This is a genomic window from Phenylobacterium sp., from assembly GCF_030693625.1.
GTDB classification, from domain to species: domain Bacteria; phylum Pseudomonadota; class Alphaproteobacteria; order Caulobacterales; family Caulobacteraceae; genus Phenylobacterium; species Phenylobacterium ferrooxidans.
Window position 1 is genome coordinate 58572 of record NZ_JAUYAF010000020.1, and the last position, 16169, is coordinate 74740.

Genomic DNA, 16169 nt, shown 5'->3' on the forward strand with positions numbered 1-16169 from the left:
AACGGAACGCCGGCCTCGCGCCGGCGTTTTCGTTGTCAGGCCGCCGCGTCGGGCGGGGCCATGGTTCCGGAGTCGATTTCATGCTGGGCTGGTCCTTGACCTTCGCCGTCCTCGCCATCGTGGCGGGCCTCCTGGGCTTCATGGGCCTTGCGGGCCTCGCCGCCACCGTGGCCAAGGTGCTGTTCGTCATCTTCCTGGTGCTGCTGGTGGGCAGCTTTGTCATCCGCGCGGTGCGGGGGCAGTCGGTCCTCTGATCCACCGACATCGAGATATGAAAACGGCCGCCCAGTGGGCGGCCGTTTTGCATTGTAGGTGCGAGAGCCTTATCGCGGGGCGTCGGGCGACGTCTGCTGGGTGTTCTCGGCCGGCGCTCCGGCGTCAAAGATCTGAGCATCGGCCGGCTGGCGCGCATTGTTGACCTCGGTGGAGGCGAGGTTGTCGGCCTGCCAGGTCCAGGCGCCGAACAGAGCCATGGCGGCAAGGGCGGTGGAGACCAGCAGCACCCAGAAGACATGACGACCAAAACGGCCCTGGCGGGCGCGAGTGGCGTTGAGGACGGGGTGGTCGGAATTGCGGGAGAGGACGGCCATGGGGGTGGCTCCTTAGTTACCTAGTTCGGGAAATAGCTGAATGGACCGGGGGGAACCGGGCCTGCGGCGTCGCGTGCGCTGAGCTGGCCGATCAGGCCGCCGGCGAAGGCGACCCCCAAGACCACCGCAATGGCGGCGGTGCGGCGGCGCGTCTGGCGCTGGCGCGGGCTCGGCGCGGTGAAATTGACCACTCCGCTGGTGGGCGCATCAAAGGCGCGGATCATGGGGGACCCCCGAGTTCGACGCGAGCCGGACGCCCGCATCTTGCTAACGCCACAGCCCTGCTGCTGTTCCCGCTCATCGACGGTTCAGGTGGGTTGCGGCAAGATGAGTCGCAATGAGGTCGCGGCCTCCCCATCTATTGAGCATCATGATCAAGCCCAGGTACGTTCTCGCCGCCGGCCTCGCCGCCGGTCTCATGTTCGCCTTCGCCAACCTCGCCTCTGCGCAGGGCGCGGCCCTGGAAGGTCGCGAAGTCCGCGCCTCCGATGGCGCGGTGGTGGGGACGATCGCCAAGGTGATCGCCGGCGCCGACGGACGCCCGCTGCAGGTCCTGGTTCAGCCGAAGGGCGCACGCCCGACCGGCCCGCGCAGCCTGCCCTACAAGGCCCTGAGCGCGGACGGCGATCGCTTTGTCATCCCGCTCAGCAAGGCGGAGTTCGACTCCATGCCGGCGGTGAATCTGGCGGTGAAATAAATTCTGAAAAACCCTCGCAAAACGGGAACAAAGGATTTTGCGGTGTGTTTGATATTTGCGAAGGCGGCGACGCCCCCCCCGACTTGAGGCCGGCGCACACGCCGGTCTGCCGCCTTCGCACCCCATTCTCGACGTGCACACCTTCAAGGCGGCTCCCCCCAGAGCCGCCCTTTCTTTGCGCCCTGCCGGCCTAGTTGCGCGGGGTCGAGAGCTTGAGAGTAACGTCGGCGCGACGGCGCAGGGGCCGATTGTCGCCGCCGGTGGTGGTGGAGCCGGCCTGACCCGCGGCGCTCAGATCCAATTCGGCGGCGGGCAGGCCGCTGGCGGCCAGCGCCTGGGTGACGGAAGACGCCCTCTGCCTGGAGAGTTCCAGGTTGGCGGCCGGAGCGCCGGCGGCGTCGGCCAGGCCCATGACCAGAACCTTGTCCACCTGACAGCCCTTGGCCTGATCGGCGGCGGCGCGCAGGACGGCGCGGCCTTCCTTGGTGACCTCAGCGGAGTCAGGCTCGAAGTAAATCTCCGCCGTCACGTCGGCGCAACTCGCCTCGCGCGTGACGATGCGGTCGCGGGCGCTGGTCATTGTCGTGCAGCCGGCCCCCAGGACCGACACCACCAGAACCGCCGCACCAAGTCCACGAACCATCGTCATCAGCCACACCTTCTTGGAACAGGCCGCCACCATAGCCCAGCGCCGCGGCATAGCCATCCACAGCAGCAACGCCTGGCGACGCTCCGCGTTCGACGCCGTCGCAAGGGGAACCCCCAACAGCCTCCACCGTTTCGTGAGTCCAACAAGCGACCGGAGACCACGATCATGCTGTGGAAGCGCCGCAACACTTCGCCCGACGCCCTGACGCACGAAGAGCAGGAGGTTCGCGACGCCGGTGAGCGTGGCCGCCGTGACGAGCGCAAGGCGCGCAAGCGTCACCCGATCATGATGACCCTGACCTTCGCCGCCGCCCTTGTGGGCGGCCTGGTGCTGGCCCCGGCCGTCATGGAAGGGTCCTTCGCCCGCAGGGGCGGAATCGTCGATCATGGCTTGGCCCTGGCCACCAATCATGCTCAGCCCGTGGTCATGGACGCCGCTCGTGACCTGAAGGCCAAGACCTTCCGCCAGACGGAAAGCTGAGCTCCGCATGGGGGCCACGATCCGCAGCATCGAACTGATCGCCAACACCGCCTCGGGCAGTGTCGGAGCCGCAGCGCCTGACGAGGCGCGTGCCCTGCTGGCCGAGTTCGGCGGCAAGGCCAATGTGTGCGTGCCCGAGGGCGGCGACCTGGCGGGCTGCCTGCAGGCCGCCATCGACCGGGCCCCCGACCTGCTGGTGATCCTGGCCGGTGACGGCACCGCGCGCGCCGCGGCCGAGCTTTGCGGCATGGACGGACCGATGATCGCGCCCTTGCCGGGCGGGACCATGAATATGCTGCCCAAGGCGGTCTATGGGACCACCGACTGGAAGGCCGCCCTGCGCGACACCCTTGAACAGGGCGAGGAACGCACGATCGGCGGTGGCGTGGTGGACGGTCGCCTGTTCCTGGTGGCGGCCATCCTTGGCTCCGGAGCCTTGCTGGCGCCCGCCCGCGAGGCGGTGCGCGAGGGTCGCCCGGTGATCGCCTTCCACCGGGCCCGGCGAGCGTGGCGCCGGGCCTTTTCCGGCCGCCTGCGCTACAGCCTCGACGGCGCGACGCGCGGCAAGGCCGAGGCCATGACCTTCATGTGCCCCATCGCCTCGCGCGCTCTGAATGACGACGACCAGTTCCTGGAGGCCGCGGCGCTCGATCCCACCGGCGTGGCCGAGGCGCTGCGCATCGGGCTGCATAGCGTGATGGGCGATTGGCGCGACGATCCCGCGGTCGAGGCCGTGGCCTGCCGGCACGCCCGGGTCTGGGCTTCGAGCGGCATACCGGCCGTGCTGGACGGGGAGCCCGCGCGTCTGAAGGCCAGCGTCCAGGTGAGCTGGAAAAGCGCGGTCACGCGGGTACTGGCTCCGCCCAAGCAAGACCACGCCGAGGCCGGCGGAGATGTGCCCAAAGAGACGGTCAAGGCGGCGAGCTGATGCGCATCGCCCACCTGTCCGACATCCACTTCGGCGGCGAGAACGTCGAGGCGGTGGCCGCAGCGACCGAGTGTCTTGCCGCCGATCCGCTCGATCTGGTGGTGGTCTCCGGCGACCTGACCCGCTTCGGCGAGAAGGGCGAGTTCGCGTCCGCCGCCGCATGGCTCAAGCAGCTTCCCGAACCCAGGCTGGTGACGCCGGGCAATCACGACGCTCCGTACCTCGCCTGGTATGATCGCCTGTTCTCCCCCTTCGCCCGCTATGAGCGCGCCATCGGCCCCGCCCGTTTCCAGACTCATCTGGCGCCGGGCCTGGCGGTGTACGGCGTCAACACAGCGCGCGGGGTCCAGCCCCGCGCCAATTGGTCAAAGGGGCAGATTTCCGACAACCAGGTGCAGGAGGCCCTGGCCTGGTTCGCCGCGGCGCCGGCTGACACCTTGAAGATCGTCGTCTGCCACCATCCGCTTACTGAGATGATCGGCGGGCCCATGACCGGCAAGGTCTGGAACGGGGAGGCCGCCGCCAAGGCCTTCGCCGAGGCCGGGGTCGACCTGGTGCTGAGCGGGCACATCCACGCCCCCTTTACCTGGCCCTACGGCTATGGCGACGGCAAGACCTACGCGGCGGGTTGCGGAACCCTTTCGATCCGCGAGCGCGGCGTTCCGCCCGGATTCAACATCGTGGAGACCGACGGCGCCGAGATCCGGGTCACGGCCAAGGCCTGGACTGGGAGCAAGTACGAGTCGGAGCGCACCTGGTCGCTGACGCGGCGCTGACCCGCACAAAGAAAAGCGCGCCCGCGACCAGGTCGGAGGCGCGCTCTTTGACCTTCGTCTGCGGCGTGTCTAGACGCTTCGCCCGCGGACGAGGTGCATGACGAGGCTGACCACGAACAGCACCAGGAAGACGAAGAACAGAATCTTGGCGACACCCATCGCGGCGCCCGCGATCGAGGTGAAGCCAAGGAGGCCGGCGATCAAGGCGACCACCAGGAAGGTCAGGGCCCAGCTCAGCATGGGGGAAGCTCCGGTTGGTTGGCGTACCTAGCTTGAACGTGCATCAAGCTCAGCCGTTCCCGTGGCGGGCTTCACCGGCGCCGGATGGGTCCAGGCTTGGCCTTCCCCACGCGACGCCGCGTACTGGCCCTTGGCGAAGCTCCAGTTCGGCAGGGCGTCGAACCAGGCGTTCAGGAAGCCCTCACGGTCATTCTTGTGGTCCAGATAGTAGGCGTGCTCCCACAGGTCACAGACCAGCAGGGGGGTAAGGCCGCGATGGATCAGCAGGTCCTCGGCGTCATGGGTGGAGAGCACCTTGAGGGTCTCGCCCTCGGCGGCCAGCCAGACCCAGCCCGAGCCGAAGTGGGCGGCGCCCTCCGTCACGAAGGCGGCCTTCAGGGCCTCGAGTCCGCCGAAGTCACGGGCGATCGCCTGGGTCAGAACACCATCGGGCGCCTGGCGCCCTGCGCTCATCGCGGTCCAGAAGAAGGTGTGGTTCCAAGCCTGGGCGGCGTTGTTGAACAGCTTTCTGGCCGCGTCATCGCCGACGGCCTCCCGGACCACGTCCTCCAGGCTGTCCGGCGTGCGGCCGGCCTTGGCCAGCAGGGTGTTCAGCGTCTCGATGTACTTCTTGTGATGCTTGCCGTGATGCACGTCCATCGTGGCGCGCGAGATCACCGGCTCGAGGGCGGCGTGGTCGTAGGGCAGGGGGGGCAGTTCAAACATGGCGGGGTTCCGGGTGGGGGGCGTGAAACGCCCGTCCCTTCCGAAACCCCTGAACCTGCGTGAGGTTCGCTACTTTTTCTTCGCCTTGTCGGCGGAGCGTGTGGCCATGGCGGTGGCGAGCACCGTGGCCACGATCTTCGGATTCCTCAGCGCCACCAGGCTGGCCCCGATGATGGCGCTGGCCGCGACGATGGGCTTTTCCTTGGCGAGATCGATCAGCCGGGTGAGGGTGTCTCGCTCCTCAGCCTGTTTTCCAAGCCTCGGCGGGTTCACCTTGATCAGCAGCGCCATCGCGCACAGCGCCATCAACACCGCGGCCGCACCGGCGACCGAGGCTGCGGCCCAGGCCGGCCCCACCTGCGGCAGGACGGCCGCATAGAGCGTAAAGGCCAGCGCCACGACGACAACGACCGCCGCCGCGCCAAGCGCGGAGACGGCCGAGACGTAGAGAACGGCTTTCTTGAAGATCAACGGTTGCGGCCGCTGGCGAGCAGCAGACCCACCAGGAGACCAACGCCCAGCGCGGTGCCGGCGGCCATCAGGGGCTTCTCACGAACGCGCTCGACGACGTAGCGCTGGGCTTCGTCGAGATGTTCGCCGGCGTTGTCGGCATAGGTGCGGCTTTGGGCGCGAACCTGCTCCATGCCCTCGGCGACCACCTTCTCAAAGCGCTTCGCGGCTTCGGCGAAGCTGCGTTCGGCCTGGCTGGCCAGTTGGGTCGCGGCCTCGGCCACGGAATTGGCGGCGGCCTTGGCTTCCTCGGCAGTCCGTTCGACGGCGTTCGCGGGCATTGAAGAATCTCCAGAAAATTAGGGGCAGCCCCCGCAAGGCCTTGCGAGCGTGGGGAAGCACAGCCAGAACGCCACCATCTTAGGCCGGTTCCGGCTGCGGCGCAAAGCTGTCGCGCCTGATCGAATTGTGTTCGGCATTGGGGCCCTCAGCCCACGGTTCCTGTCGCATCGGCGCAAACAGCGATCTATGGTCTTCTCATGAGTGAGAAGGCCGCCGGCCTGAACCTGGACCGTAAGCGCCTCGACCTCGCGCTCCAGGCTGCGCGTCTGGGCGAGTTCGAGTGGGACGTCGTCCGCGGCGTTTTCATCGTCAGCGATCGGATGGCCGCGATCACCGGCATGCCGTCCGGTGAAATCCCCGTAGACGGCGCCGCGGATATTCAGGAGTTCGTGCATCCCGACGACAGGGAGGCCCTGACCCTTCAGATTCAGGAGAGCCTCCGCGCCGAGGGTCGCTACGAGGCCGAGTACCGCCTGCAGCCAGGGCCTAACGGCGAGATCATCTGGTTGCGGGCGGCCGGGATCCAGGTCCTGAACGACGCCGGCGAGATGACCGCCCTCTGTGGCGTCGTCCAGAACATCACTGACAGCCGGGTCGAAGACGACCAGCGCCGCACCCTGATGGCCGAGGTGGACCATCGGGTGAAGAACGTGCTCGCCGCGGTCCAGTCCCTGGCCTACCAGACCGCCAAGCGCACCACGTCCCTCGAGAGCTTCCTCTCCAACTTCGCCGGCCGGCTGAAGTCCATGGGCTCGGCAAACGAGCTTCTGACGGCCGCTCGCTGGCGTGGCGCGGCCATCGCCCATCTGGCGGCCGCCGAACTCGGAGGCATCGCCCCTGGTCAAACCCGTTGGGAGGGGCCCGAGCTGTTCCTGACGCCGCGGGCCGCCAACGCCCTGTCCCTGGCCCTGCACGAACTGGCCACCAATGCGGTGAAGTTCGGGGCGCTTTCCACCGACACCGGCCGGGTCGATGTCCGCTGGACGGAGCGGCCGGAGGGCGGGTTCGAACTGACCTGGAACGAGAGTGGCGGGCCCCCGGTCGGCGTCCCCGGACACAAGGGCTTCGGCGCCACCTTGCTGGCACAGGTCACCGGACGCGAACTGAACGGCGAGGTGGTCCCCGAATTCCGCGCCGCCGGCGTGCGGGTGCGGGTCACCGCCGGGGCCCAGACCCTGGTGGACCGGCCCGAAAACGTGCCCGAGGCCCCGGCGGTCCGGGTGTTCGAAACCACGCCCAGGACCGACCGGCCGACGGACCTGCGCGGGTCGCGGGTATTGATCGTCGAGGACGCCGTGCTGCTGGCCCTGGAGCTGGAGACCGGCCTGTCCGACGCCGGCGCCGAGGTGGTGGGGCCGGCCTATGAACTGGCGGAGGCCATGGCCCTGCTGGACGGCCATATCGACGCCGCCGTGCTGGACGCCAACCTCAACGGTCTTTCGGTGCATCCGGTGGCCGAGGCCCTGGCGGCCCGCGGCATCCCCTTCGTGTTCGCCACCGGCTACGGCGACACCGGCGCGCCGCTCGGCTTCGACGCTCCGATCATTCGCAAGCCCTACGACGTGACCCAGGTGGCCGCCGCAGTCTCGGCCCTGCTCAACGCGGCCTAGACCTCCTCGCCGTTCAGGAACCTGATCATGGTCGCCGTGGCCGTGCGGTCCTGGATCATGAACAGGTGGCCGCCCTCGAAGAACCGCAACGTCGAGCCCTTGATCCGGCTGGCCAGGTTCTCCTGGGTCGCCGGCAGGGCGATGCCGTCGTAGCGGCCCGCGGCGATCAGGGTCGGCGCCTCGATCTGGTCCAGCCGGTCCCAGGTGTCGTGGTGGGCGCGGGCCTCCAGCTGACGCCGGGCACCCATCTCGTGACCCGGTTCCTCGCCATAGGGATCGGCTGAACTGATGGCGATGATCTGCCGGTAGGTGTCGGGGTTGGCTTCCGCCCAAGCGGCGTCGCGGCGGGTATCGGAGATCGGCGTCAGGTGTCTGGCGCGGGCCTCGCCCTTGAGATGGTCGATCTCGTGGAAGGGGAAGGAGGCGCCGCCGGCCCCACCTGGCGAGGTGCAGGCTAGGACCAGCCGGTCCACCCGGCCCGGATGCCGCAGAACAAGCTCCTGGGCCACCATGCCGCCGAAGGAGACGCCGACAATGTGGGCGCGCCCGATGCCCAGCTCCCCCATCAGGGCCGAGGCGTCGTCGGCATAGTCAGCCATGCTGTAGGCGACATCGGGCTTGTCCGAACGCCCCAGGCCGCGCTGGTCGTAGGACACCATGTCGAAGGCCTTGGGAAACGGCCCGTCGAACTGGTTGGGCTTGTTGCGCAGGTCGCCGCCGGTGCCGGAAATGAACAACAGGGGCGGACCAGATCCGGCCCGCTCATAATAGAGATTCAGGCCGTTCACGTGGGCGGTGGGCATACGAACTCTCCCTGCCGCGACAGCGGCGCAAGCTTCGCCTAGGTTCGGACGAGCAGGGCAGCCAGGCAAGCGGGGAAGCATCATGAAGAGCGTCGTGGTCACGGGAGTCTCCACCGGCATCGGCTGGGGGATCACCAAGGTGCTGACCGGACAGGGGGTCCGGGTGTTCGGCAGCGTGCGGAAGGCCGCGGACGCTGACCGCCTGCGTCAAGAATTCGGCGACCGCTTCGTCCCCCTGATCTTCGACGTCACCGACGAGGCCGCGGTGCGCGCCGCCGCCGAGCAGGTGCGGGTCGCCCTGGCCGGCGAGACCCTGATGGGTCTGGTGAACAATGCCGGGGTGGCGGTCGCCGGCCCCCTGCTGCACCTGCCCATCGCCGACTTCCGCCAGCAGATCGAGGTCAATCTGACGGGTGTGGTGATTGCGACCCAAGCCTTCGCCCCGCTGCTGAACGCGGGCGGCAAGGGGGCCTCGGGCCGAATCGTCAATATCAGCTCGGTGGGGGGCAAGAACGGCTCGCCCTTCCTGGCGCCCTACAACGCCTCGAAGTTCGCGGTGGAGGGCCTGTCGGAGGCCCTGCGCCGCGAGCTGATGCTGTTCGGTGTCGACGTGATCGTGGTGGCCCCCGGCGCCGTGGCCACGCCGATCTGGGGCAAGGCGCGTCCCGAGGACATCGAGCCCTATCGCCACACCCCCTTCTATCCGGCCCTCCAGAAGGTCCACGCCTTCATGACCTCCAGCGGCGCCGCCGGCCTGCGCCCGGAAGCTATCGGGGAGGCGGTGGCCAAGGCCCTGACCACCCCCAAGCCCAAGGTCCGCTACACCGTCGCCCCCAACCCCCTGACCACCTTCATGATGGCCAACCTGCCCAGGCGCGTTGTGGACAACATGGTCGGCAAGCGGCTGGGGCTCTCTTCCTAGACCTTCGGCATCAGGATCTGCTGGGCGGCGGCGCGGGCGATCAGCTCGCCGTCCTCGCGGCGGAAGTCGGCCTCCACGGTGATCAGCTGGCGGGTGGACGCCGTCACCCGGCCCTCGATTGTCAGGGGGCGGGCGGCGCCGACCTTCACGAACTGCATCTGCAGATTGATGGTGCGGTAGTAGGTCTCGTCGGGCACGACGGTCATGGCCGCGAAGGCCAGGATCTGGTCGGCCAGGGCGGCCAGATAGCCGCCGAACAGCGAGCCATCGCCGTTGAGGATCTCCGGCGTGGGTCGCCAAGTCTTGCGCACCCAGCCCGGGCCCCAGTCCTCCAGGGTTCCCATCCTCAGGGTCGTCACCACCGGCGGGACCTCTGTCGCCCCCGCCTTCAACGCGTCCAGCCGCTCCGTCGCCCAGGTCATCTGTCGTGCCTCCCCTGTTGAGGCCCGGACAATCCGAGTTATGCTCAGGTTCGGCTACTCGTCTTTCACGGAGCCCCCGGGCGCATGGCGCAAACCCAACGCCGACAACCGAGACAGGCTCGGGCGGTGGCGACCCAGGCGACCATCTTCGAGGCCACCGCTCAGATTCTGGAGAGTCAGGGGGAGGCGGCGCTTACCACCAATGCGATCGCCGAGCGCGCGGGGATCAGCATCGGCACGCTTTACCAATACCATGCCGACAAGGCCTCGATCCTGGTGGCCATGGCGCTGGCCGAGAACGCCAAGGTAAGGGCGCAGCTGATCGCGGCCGCAGGGCCGGACGGGGTCTCGCCCGCGCGCCTGGCGATCCGCGCCCAGATCGCCATCATGGCCGACCGCCCGACCACGCGGCGGGCCTGCCTGAAGGCGATCCTGGCCACCGAGCACATCGCGGCCGAGGAGAAGACCACCAACCGCCTGATCGAGCGCCACCCTGGCGACCGCCTGGACCGCTTCGTCATCAGCCGCGCGGTGATCGGGGTGATCCGCGCCGCGGTGCTGGAGGGTTCCCCGGTGCTGGCCGATCCGGGGCTGGAGGACGCGCTGATGAAGCTGGTGGAGCGCTACTCCGCCTAGCCTGGCGCCTTGTGGATCGGGTCGACCCAGGCGACCCCTTCCGGCTTCTCCACCGGCTCGATGTCCAGGTTCACCACCACCGCGTCGCTGTCGCTGCGCACCAGCAGGCATTCCAGGGTCTCATCGGCCGAGGCGTTGATCTCCTGGTGCGGCACATAGGGCGGGACATAGATGAAGTCGCCGGGACCGGCCTCGGCGGTGAATTCCAGCTTCTCGCCCCAGCGCATCCGGGCCCGGCCCTTCAGAACATAGATGACGCTCTCCAGGGGACCGTGATGATGGGCGCCGGTCTTGGCGTCGGCGTGGATGTGGACTGTGCCCGCCCAGAGCTTCTGGGCTCCAACCCGGGCGAAGTTGATGGCCGCGGCCCGGTCCATGCCGGGCGTCTGGGGGGTATTGGTGTCGAGCTGGTCGCCAGGCACCACGCGGACCCCGGTGTGCTTCCAGGCGTCTTGCGGAATATCGGACATCGCTCGGCCTCCGGCGCAGACCCTAGACTATGCCCTTGGCCCGCAGCTCCGCCACCCTCGCGGCGTCGAGGCCCGCCAGACCGGTCAACACCTCGTCGGTGTGCTGGCCAAGGGTGGGCCCCGGCCAGCGAACCTTGCCCGGGGTCTCCGACATCCTTGGGAAGGTGTTCTGCATCTTGATCTTGCCGAACACCGGATGGTCGGTCTCCACGATGGTGTCGCGCGCCTGGAACTGTTCGTTCTCCAGCATGTCCGGTGCGCGGAATATCCGGCCCGAGGGGATGCCGTCGGCCTCCAGCAGGGTCAGCAGGTCGGCCAGCGCAAAATCCTTGGTCCAGTCGGCGATGATGTCGTCCAGCTCGCCCTGGTTCACCCCGCGCGAGGCGTGGTCGACGAACTTCGGGTCCTTGGCCAACTCGGGCCGACCCATCGTTTGCGCCAGCCGGGCGAAGACGGTGTCGCCGTTGCCGCCGATCAGGATCAACTCGCCCTGCGCGCAGGGATAGACGTTGGACGGCGCGATGCCGGGCAGGATCGAGCCCGACCGCTCGCGAACATAGCCGGTGAGGTCGTACTCGGTGACCAGGTTCTCCATCACCGCCAGCACGCTCTCATAGAGGGCCACGTCCAGCATCTGCCCGCGGCCGGTATTGGCCCGGTGGTGCAGGGCCATGGTGATCCCCATCACCGCGTGCATGGCCGTCAGGCTGTCGCCGATCGAGATGCCGGCCCGCGCCGGGGGGCGGTCGGGCTCGCCCGTGACGTGGCGTAGGCCGCCCATGGCCTCGCCGATCAGGCCGTAGCCGGCGCGGGTGGCGTAGGGACCGGTCTGGCCGAAGCCAGAGACCCTCGCCATGATCAGACGCGGATTGATGGCCGACAACGCCTCATAGCCCAAGCCCCACTTCTCCATGGTGCCCGGCCGGAAGTTCTCGATCAGCACGTCGGCCTTGGCGATCAGGTCCCCGGCGATCGCGCGGCCTTCGGGCGTGCGCAGGTCCAGGCCCACCGACTGCTTGTTGCGGCCGATCACCGGCCACCAGGGCGACAGGCCCTGGGGCAGGCTGCGGCCCCACTGGCGCATGGGGTCGCCCACCTTGGGGTCCTCGATCTTGATCACCCGGGCCCCGAAGTCCCCCAGGATCTGTCCGGCGAAGGGGCCGGCGATCAGGGTCCCCATCTCGATGACCACGAGGTCCTTGAGCGGACCCTCGGCGGCGTCAGTCATTTTTCGGCTCCCCGGAACATGTTCACGCTTCCGTGAGTTTGGAATGCGCGGGCAGGTCGTTGGACCCGCCCAGACCTCTGTATGTCAATCAGGAGCTTCCCCATGAGCCGTCATCTGCTGATCGCGGGCGCGTGCATCGCCGCCCTTTCCCTCGCCGCCTGTGGCCAGAAGGCCGATCCTGCGGCGACCGACACCGTCGCCGCCGACCAGGCCGCAATGCCGGCCGCCGACGTTGCGCCCGCCGCGCCCGCCGCGGTGACGATGGCCACCGACTTCGTGCCGATGGCCGCCGCCAGCGACATGTTCGAGATCGAGGCCGCCAAGGTCGCCCAGACCAAGTCCACCAACGCCGAGGTCAAGAAGTTCGCGGCCGAGATGATCGCGGCCCACACCAAGTCCAGCGCCGACCTCAAGAAGGCCATCGCCGACTCGGGCCAGACCATGACGCCCCCGGCCGCCCTGCCCGCCGACAAGCAGGCGATGCTGGACAGCCTGAAGGCCGCCGACGCCGCGGGCTTCGACAAGATGTACGTCGACGGCCAGGTGGTGGCTCACCAGGTGGCGCTGAACCTGATGCAGGGCTATGCCGACGGCGGCGACGTCCCGGCCCTCAAGGCCTTCGCCACCGCCACCGCCCCGGTGGTCAAGGGCCACCACGACATGGCCAAGATGATGGCCGACAAGATGATGTAGGCGGCACGGAGCCCCGCTCTTCACGCCGCGTGCGTGGGGGCGGGGTTCCCTTCCCCCCGGCGCGGGCGTAAGGCGGCTCTCATGACCGATTACGTCCTTGCTCCGCCGGCCCAGGCCTGCGTCCCCGTCGAGGGCTCGAGCGCCCTCTTCCCCGTCCGCCGTATCTACTGCGTGGGGCGCAACTACGCCGCCCACCGCCGCGAGATGGGGGGTGACGACCGAGATCCGCCCTTCTTCTTCGCCAAGCCCGCCGACGCCATCGTCGTGCCTGGGGCCCCAGTCCCCTATCCGACCCGCACCGCCAACCTGCACCACGAGATCGAACTGGTGGTGGCCCTGAAGGGCGGGGGCTCGAACGTGCCCGTCGAGAGCGCCCTGGACCTGGTCTACGGCTACGCGGTCGGCGTCGACCTGACCCGCCGGGACCTGCAGAACACCGCCAAGGACAAGGGACAGCCCTGGGAAGCCGGCAAGGCCTTCGACGCCTCGGCCCCGATCTCCGCCATCAAGCCCTGGACGGGCCCCGCGCCGCAGGGCCGCATCGCCATCTCCGTCAACGGGACGGTGAAACAGGAAGGCGTCGTGGCCGACATGATCTGGAACGTCGCCGAGATCATCGCTGAAGCCTCCAAGCTCTGGGCCCTGGCGCCCGGTGACCTGATCTTCACCGGCACGCCGGAAGGCGTCGCGGCCATCGTGGCCGGCGACAAGATCGAGGGCGAAGTCGACGGCGTCGGCGCCCTCAGCTTCACGGTCGCCTGAGATGAGCCTGATCCTCTATTCCCAGTGGCGGGCCACCGCCCCCTATCGCGTGCGCATCGGCCTGGCGCTCAAGGGCCTCGACTACGTCTACGAGCCCGTCGACCTGGTGGCCGGCGCCCAGCACAAGCCGGCCTATCGCGCGGTCAATATCCAGCGCCTGGTGCCGACCCTGGACCTGGGCGACGGGACCGACGTCCTGACCCAGAGCCTGGCGATCCTGGAATATCTCGACGAGACCCATCCGGAACCCGCCCTGCTGCCCAGGGACCCACTCGACCGCGCTCGGGTCCGCGCCATGGCGGGGATCATCGCCTGCGACATCCACCCCCTGAACAACATGCGGGTGCAGCGGGCCCTGGAGGCCATGGACGTCGCCGCCCCGCGCCGCGCCAAGTGGACCGAGCGCTGGATCGTCGACGGCTTCAACACGCTCGAGCCGATGATCGCCAAGTACGGCAGGGGCTTCTGCTTCGGCGACACGCCCACCATCGCCGATTGCTGCCTGATCCCGCAGATCTACTCGGCGGCCCGCTACAAGGTGGAGCTGGACGCCTGGCCGGCGATCCAGGCGGTGGGCTTGCGGTCCAAGGAGCACCCAGCCTTTATCGCCGCCCTGCCCGAGAACCAACCGGACGCGATCCCGGCCTAGTTCCCCCGAACCCGGACCCTTGCGGTCACCTTGCGGCCCTCGCTGTCGATGACCATCAGGCGGTAGAAGCCGGGGCCCTTGGGCCGCCAGACCACGCGGCCCGACACCGGGTCGCGGGCGAGGGGCTCGCCATCGATGTACCAGGCTAGGCCCTCGCCGCCGGCGGCCAGGACCAGGCCCCGAGACTTGGGGCCGAAGCTCTCCACCTGCACGGCCGAGCCGTCCGGCGGGAAGATCAGGCGTGGGCCGGGGGTGACGGTGTCCAGCTTCCGCAGGGCCTCCGGCGCCGCGCGGGGCGCGATGGGGCGCGGGGCGGCGGCCGGAGCGTCCAGCAGGTCGGCGACGTCGAACAGCAGGGGCAGGGCCGCGTCGCGTCCGGTGAGGCCGCCCCGCGCGCCCCCATCGGCCCGGCCGGTCCAGACCAGGATCACGTACTTGCCGACAATGCCCGCCGCCACCGCGTCGCGGAAGCCGTAGGAGGTGCCGGTCTTGAAGGCCATCAGCGGCCGGCCCTTGGTGAGCGCCGCGGGGCTTGAGCCGGCCGGTGGCGGGGTCTCGCGCAGAATGTCCAGCACCTGGGTGGCGGCGGCCCCGCGCATCAGCCGGTCGCCCCCCTGTCGCGGGCGCCTTTTGGCCTCGGCTTGCGTCCAGGCCAGCGGCTTGGCCACGCCACCGTCGCCGAGCGCCGCATAGAGCACCGCCAGGTCCCGCAGGCTGATCCCGACACCGCCGAGCGCGATGGCCAGGCCCGGCGTGCGAAGCTGCCGCCGCGGTCGCACCAGGGTCACGTCAACGGCGGCCAGCCGCGCCTCGAAGGAGGACGGCCCCACCTTTTCCAGCAGTTCGACGGCCGGCACGTTGAGGGAGTGGGAGAGGGCCTCCCGCGCCGTGACCTTGCCATGGAAGACCCGGTCGAAGTTCTCCGGCTGATAGTCGGCGAAGCGGCGCGGGGCGTCATTGATCTCGGTGTCGGGCGCCGCGATGCCGTCGTCGAAGGCGAAGCCGTAGATGAAGGGCTTGAGGGTCGACCCCGGCGAGCGGATGGCGCGGGTCATGTCGATCCAGCCCCCGGGACGCTCCAGGCCACCGGAGCCGACGGCGGCGCGGACGGCGCGGCTCTTGATCTCCACCACCAGGATGGCGGCGGTGTCCTCCGGCCCCTGGGCGCGGGAGACGGCGGCGGCCAGGGGCTCCAGCCGCGACTGCAGGCCGGCGTCGATCGTCGAGACCACCGAGGCCTGGGAGGCGGGCGCGGCGCGGGCCAGTTCTCCGGCCGTATGCCAAGCCATGGCGGGGAAGGGCGCGCGGCCGGGCAGGGGCTCGCTGTCGGCCTCGCTGGCCTCGGCCTCGGTCATGCGCCGGGCCCGGACCATCTTGTCCAGCACTGCGCGACGGGCGGTGCGCGCCGCATCGGGGCGGCGGTCGGGCCGCCTGGCCTCGGGCGACTGGGGCAGGGCGATCAGCAGGGCCTGCTCGCTGTTGGTCAGGGTCTCCGGCTCATGGCCGAAATAGGAGAGGCTGGCGGCCCGCACCCCCTCCAGGTTGCCGCCGTAGGGGGCCAGCGTCAGGTAGAGGGCCAGGATTTCGCGCTTCGAATAGCGCGCCTCGATCTGCACCGCCCGGATCATCTCGATCAGCTTGGCGCCGAGGGTCCGGGGGCGGGGCTCCAGCAGGCGGGCGGTCTGCATGGTCAGGGTGGAGGCGCCGGAGGTCACCCGGCCGCGAACCATCGCCGAGCCCGCCGCCCGGATCACGGCGATGGGGTCGACCCCGGGATGCAGCCAGAACCGCGCGTCCTCGATGGCCACCAGGCGGCGTTGAAAGACCTTGTCCGTCCGCGCCAGGTCGGTCCGGATCCGCCATCGCCCGTCCTCCACCGGCAGGGCGCGCAGCCAGGCGCCGCGCTGGTCCAGGGCCACCGGTGAGGACCGCTGGGCGCGCGACAGATCCGGCGGCAGCAGGGCGTCCAGGGCGAACACCGCCGTCTCGGCCGCGAGCAGGGCGAGGAGCGCCAGGGTGATGCGGCGCACCTTTCCGCCCCCGTGACCAACGGGTACGGGGGAGGGGGACCGCGAACCGGTGGAGGGGGCGACCTCAGGCTCGGCGCCCGGTCTTGC

At 69.4% G+C, this 16169-nt stretch carries 23 protein-coding genes; 11 read left to right on the forward strand and 12 right to left on the reverse strand.

What is annotated here, in order from left to right:
* The first annotated feature begins 80 nt into the window (after positions 1-80).
* On the forward strand, positions 81-254 hold the full coding sequence (locus Q8N10_RS04100) for a DUF1328 domain-containing protein (protein WP_304775964.1): 174 nt from the start codon (positions 81-83) through the stop codon (positions 252-254).
* Between the two features lie 69 nt (positions 255-323).
* Here Q8N10_RS04100 and Q8N10_RS04105 read toward each other — a convergent pair whose 3' ends face one another.
* Both Q8N10_RS04105 and Q8N10_RS04110 read right to left on the reverse strand, forming a co-directional pair.
* Entirely contained in the window at positions 324-590 is a 267-nt protein-coding gene (locus Q8N10_RS04105) for a hypothetical protein (protein WP_304775962.1), read from the reverse strand.
* Between the two features lie 20 nt (positions 591-610).
* Positions 611-814: a hypothetical protein gene (locus Q8N10_RS04110; RefSeq protein ID WP_304775960.1), complete on the reverse strand. Its 204-nt coding sequence runs from the start codon at positions 812-814 to the stop codon at positions 611-613.
* 146 nt (positions 815-960) lie between these two features.
* Between Q8N10_RS04110 and Q8N10_RS04115 the strand changes: the two genes are divergently transcribed.
* The gene (locus tag Q8N10_RS04115) at positions 961-1287 is read left to right on the forward strand and encodes a PRC-barrel domain-containing protein (RefSeq protein ID WP_304775958.1); all 327 of its coding nucleotides are present in this window, start codon (positions 961-963) and stop codon (positions 1285-1287) included.
* A gap of 190 nt (positions 1288-1477) precedes the next feature.
* Here the strand turns inward: Q8N10_RS04115 and Q8N10_RS04120 are convergent, their stop codons facing one another.
* Positions 1478-1936, reverse strand: coding sequence for an OmpA family protein (locus tag Q8N10_RS04120; RefSeq protein ID WP_304775956.1), 459 nt, complete (start codon positions 1934-1936; stop codon positions 1478-1480).
* Positions 1937-2101: 165 nt separating this feature from the next.
* On the opposite strand from Q8N10_RS04120, the gene Q8N10_RS04125 reads away from it, so the two are divergent.
* The 3 genes from Q8N10_RS04125 to Q8N10_RS04135 are packed head-to-tail and all read left to right on the forward strand — an operon-like array spanning position 2102 to position 4120.
* Positions 2102-2416 (forward strand): hypothetical protein, encoded by a 315-nt coding sequence (locus tag Q8N10_RS04125; RefSeq protein WP_304775954.1) that lies wholly within the window; start codon positions 2102-2104, stop codon positions 2414-2416.
* A gap of 7 nt (positions 2417-2423) precedes the next feature.
* Positions 2424-3344, forward strand: coding sequence for a diacylglycerol kinase family protein (locus Q8N10_RS04130; RefSeq protein WP_304775952.1), 921 nt, complete (start codon positions 2424-2426; stop codon positions 3342-3344).
* Positions 3344-4120, forward strand: a complete 777-nt coding sequence (locus tag Q8N10_RS04135; RefSeq protein ID WP_304775950.1) for a metallophosphoesterase — start codon at positions 3344-3346, stop codon at positions 4118-4120. The genes Q8N10_RS04130 and Q8N10_RS04135 overlap by 1 nt, the downstream gene beginning before the upstream one ends.
* Before the next feature lie 69 nt (positions 4121-4189).
* Here Q8N10_RS04135 and Q8N10_RS04140 read toward each other — a convergent pair whose 3' ends face one another.
* The 4 genes from Q8N10_RS04140 to Q8N10_RS04155 form a co-directional block, all read right to left on the reverse strand.
* Positions 4190-4360 (reverse strand): DUF1328 domain-containing protein, encoded by a 171-nt coding sequence (locus Q8N10_RS04140; protein ID WP_215338125.1) that lies wholly within the window; start codon positions 4358-4360, stop codon positions 4190-4192.
* Between the two features lie 27 nt (positions 4361-4387).
* Positions 4388-5065, reverse strand: a complete 678-nt coding sequence (locus Q8N10_RS04145; protein ID WP_304775946.1) for a superoxide dismutase — start codon at positions 5063-5065, stop codon at positions 4388-4390.
* A gap of 69 nt (positions 5066-5134) precedes the next feature.
* Positions 5135-5536, reverse strand: a complete 402-nt coding sequence (locus Q8N10_RS04150) for a hypothetical protein (RefSeq protein ID WP_304775943.1) — start codon at positions 5534-5536, stop codon at positions 5135-5137.
* Complete coding sequence (locus Q8N10_RS04155; protein WP_215338128.1) at positions 5533-5856, reverse strand: DUF883 family protein; 324 nt, start codon at positions 5854-5856, stop codon at positions 5533-5535. The genes Q8N10_RS04150 and Q8N10_RS04155 overlap by 4 nt, the downstream gene beginning before the upstream one ends.
* 198 nt (positions 5857-6054) lie before the next feature.
* Here Q8N10_RS04155 and Q8N10_RS04160 point away from each other — a divergent pair, with 198 nt between their 5' ends.
* Positions 6055-7467: an HWE histidine kinase domain-containing protein gene (locus Q8N10_RS04160; protein WP_304775941.1), complete on the forward strand. Its 1413-nt coding sequence runs from the start codon at positions 6055-6057 to the stop codon at positions 7465-7467.
* On the opposite strand, the gene Q8N10_RS04165 is transcribed toward Q8N10_RS04160, so the two are convergent.
* The gene (locus Q8N10_RS04165) at positions 7464-8270 is read right to left on the reverse strand and encodes an alpha/beta fold hydrolase (protein WP_304775939.1); all 807 of its coding nucleotides are present in this window, start codon (positions 8268-8270) and stop codon (positions 7464-7466) included. The genes Q8N10_RS04160 and Q8N10_RS04165 overlap by 4 nt on opposite strands.
* Positions 8271-8352: 82 nt before the next feature.
* Between Q8N10_RS04165 and Q8N10_RS04170 the strand changes: the two genes are divergently transcribed.
* On the forward strand, positions 8353-9192 hold the full coding sequence (locus Q8N10_RS04170) for an SDR family NAD(P)-dependent oxidoreductase (RefSeq protein ID WP_304775937.1): 840 nt from the start codon (positions 8353-8355) through the stop codon (positions 9190-9192).
* On the opposite strand, the gene Q8N10_RS04175 is transcribed toward Q8N10_RS04170, so the two are convergent.
* Positions 9189-9614 (reverse strand): PaaI family thioesterase, encoded by a 426-nt coding sequence (locus tag Q8N10_RS04175; protein ID WP_304775934.1) that lies wholly within the window; start codon positions 9612-9614, stop codon positions 9189-9191. The two genes, Q8N10_RS04170 and Q8N10_RS04175, sit on opposite strands and share 4 nt — an antisense overlap.
* Positions 9615-9740: 126 nt before the next feature.
* Here Q8N10_RS04175 and Q8N10_RS04180 point away from each other — a divergent pair, with 126 nt between their 5' ends.
* Positions 9741-10250, forward strand: a complete 510-nt coding sequence (locus Q8N10_RS04180; RefSeq protein WP_304775931.1) for a TetR/AcrR family transcriptional regulator — start codon at positions 9741-9743, stop codon at positions 10248-10250.
* Here Q8N10_RS04180 and Q8N10_RS04185 read toward each other — a convergent pair.
* Both Q8N10_RS04185 and Q8N10_RS04190 read right to left on the reverse strand, forming a co-directional pair.
* Positions 10247-10720 carry a cupin domain-containing protein gene (locus Q8N10_RS04185; RefSeq protein WP_304775928.1) on the reverse strand — a complete coding sequence of 158 codons (474 nt, stop codon included), beginning with the start codon at positions 10718-10720 and terminating at the stop codon, positions 10247-10249. The genes Q8N10_RS04180 and Q8N10_RS04185 overlap by 4 nt on opposite strands.
* 22 nt (positions 10721-10742) lie before the next feature.
* Positions 10743-11948 (reverse strand): CaiB/BaiF CoA-transferase family protein, encoded by a 1206-nt coding sequence (locus tag Q8N10_RS04190; RefSeq protein ID WP_304775926.1) that lies wholly within the window; start codon positions 11946-11948, stop codon positions 10743-10745.
* 102 nt (positions 11949-12050) lie between these two features.
* On the opposite strand from Q8N10_RS04190, the gene Q8N10_RS04195 reads away from it, so the two are divergent.
* The 3 genes from Q8N10_RS04195 to maiA all read left to right on the forward strand — a co-directional run bounded on the left by Q8N10_RS04195 (position 12051) and on the right by maiA (position 14052).
* A complete protein-coding gene (locus tag Q8N10_RS04195; protein WP_304775925.1) occupies positions 12051-12641 on the forward strand; it encodes a DUF4142 domain-containing protein in 591 nt (196 codons plus the stop codon).
* 81 nt (positions 12642-12722) lie between these two features.
* Complete coding sequence (locus Q8N10_RS04200; protein ID WP_304775922.1) at positions 12723-13403, forward strand: fumarylacetoacetate hydrolase family protein; 681 nt, start codon at positions 12723-12725, stop codon at positions 13401-13403.
* A gap of 1 nt (position 13404) precedes the next feature.
* Positions 13405-14052 carry a maleylacetoacetate isomerase gene (maiA, locus tag Q8N10_RS04205; RefSeq protein WP_304775919.1) on the forward strand — a complete coding sequence of 216 codons (648 nt, stop codon included), beginning with the start codon at positions 13405-13407 and terminating at the stop codon, positions 14050-14052.
* Here maiA and pbpC read toward each other — a convergent pair.
* Positions 14049-16082 (reverse strand): penicillin-binding protein 1C, encoded by a 2034-nt coding sequence (gene pbpC / locus Q8N10_RS04210; RefSeq protein ID WP_304775916.1) that lies wholly within the window; start codon positions 16080-16082, stop codon positions 14049-14051. The two genes, maiA and pbpC, sit on opposite strands and share 4 nt — an antisense overlap.
* Between the last annotated feature and the right edge of the window lie 87 nt (positions 16083-16169).

What these genes read in the sequence shown, in the direction of transcription:
- Q8N10_RS04100 (WP_304775964.1), top strand. Translation starts at nt 81, where the DNA reads ATGCTGGGCTGGTCCTTGACCTTCGCCGTCCTCGCCATCGTGGCGGGC.
- Q8N10_RS04105 (WP_304775962.1), bottom strand. Translation starts at nt 590, where the DNA reads ATGGCCGTCCTCTCCCGCAATTCCGACCACCCCGTCCTCAACGCCACT.
- Q8N10_RS04110 (WP_304775960.1), bottom strand. Translation starts at nt 814, where the DNA reads ATGATCCGCGCCTTTGATGCGCCCACCAGCGGAGTGGTCAATTTCACC.
- Q8N10_RS04115 (WP_304775958.1), top strand. Translation starts at nt 961, where the DNA reads ATGATCAAGCCCAGGTACGTTCTCGCCGCCGGCCTCGCCGCCGGTCTC.
- Q8N10_RS04120 (WP_304775956.1), bottom strand. Translation starts at nt 1,936, where the DNA reads ATGACGATGGTTCGTGGACTTGGTGCGGCGGTTCTGGTGGTGTCGGTC.
- Q8N10_RS04125 (WP_304775954.1), top strand. Translation starts at nt 2,102, where the DNA reads ATGCTGTGGAAGCGCCGCAACACTTCGCCCGACGCCCTGACGCACGAA.
- Q8N10_RS04130 (WP_304775952.1), top strand. Translation starts at nt 2,424, where the DNA reads ATGGGGGCCACGATCCGCAGCATCGAACTGATCGCCAACACCGCCTCG.
- Q8N10_RS04135 (WP_304775950.1), top strand. Translation starts at nt 3,344, where the DNA reads ATGCGCATCGCCCACCTGTCCGACATCCACTTCGGCGGCGAGAACGTC.
- Q8N10_RS04140 (WP_215338125.1), bottom strand. Translation starts at nt 4,360, where the DNA reads ATGCTGAGCTGGGCCCTGACCTTCCTGGTGGTCGCCTTGATCGCCGGC.
- Q8N10_RS04145 (WP_304775946.1), bottom strand. Translation starts at nt 5,065, where the DNA reads ATGTTTGAACTGCCCCCCCTGCCCTACGACCACGCCGCCCTCGAGCCG.
- Q8N10_RS04155 (WP_215338128.1), bottom strand. Translation starts at nt 5,856, where the DNA reads ATGCCCGCGAACGCCGTCGAACGGACTGCCGAGGAAGCCAAGGCCGCC.
- Q8N10_RS04160 (WP_304775941.1), top strand. Translation starts at nt 6,055, where the DNA reads ATGAGTGAGAAGGCCGCCGGCCTGAACCTGGACCGTAAGCGCCTCGAC.
- Q8N10_RS04165 (WP_304775939.1), bottom strand. Translation starts at nt 8,270, where the DNA reads ATGCCCACCGCCCACGTGAACGGCCTGAATCTCTATTATGAGCGGGCC.
- Q8N10_RS04170 (WP_304775937.1), top strand. Translation starts at nt 8,353, where the DNA reads ATGAAGAGCGTCGTGGTCACGGGAGTCTCCACCGGCATCGGCTGGGGG.
- Q8N10_RS04175 (WP_304775934.1), bottom strand. Translation starts at nt 9,614, where the DNA reads ATGACCTGGGCGACGGAGCGGCTGGACGCGTTGAAGGCGGGGGCGACA.
- Q8N10_RS04185 (WP_304775928.1), bottom strand. Translation starts at nt 10,720, where the DNA reads ATGTCCGATATTCCGCAAGACGCCTGGAAGCACACCGGGGTCCGCGTG.
- Q8N10_RS04190 (WP_304775926.1), bottom strand. Translation starts at nt 11,948, where the DNA reads ATGACTGACGCCGCCGAGGGTCCGCTCAAGGACCTCGTGGTCATCGAG.
- Q8N10_RS04195 (WP_304775925.1), top strand. Translation starts at nt 12,051, where the DNA reads ATGAGCCGTCATCTGCTGATCGCGGGCGCGTGCATCGCCGCCCTTTCC.
- Q8N10_RS04200 (WP_304775922.1), top strand. Translation starts at nt 12,723, where the DNA reads ATGACCGATTACGTCCTTGCTCCGCCGGCCCAGGCCTGCGTCCCCGTC.
- maiA (WP_304775919.1), top strand. Translation starts at nt 13,405, where the DNA reads ATGAGCCTGATCCTCTATTCCCAGTGGCGGGCCACCGCCCCCTATCGC.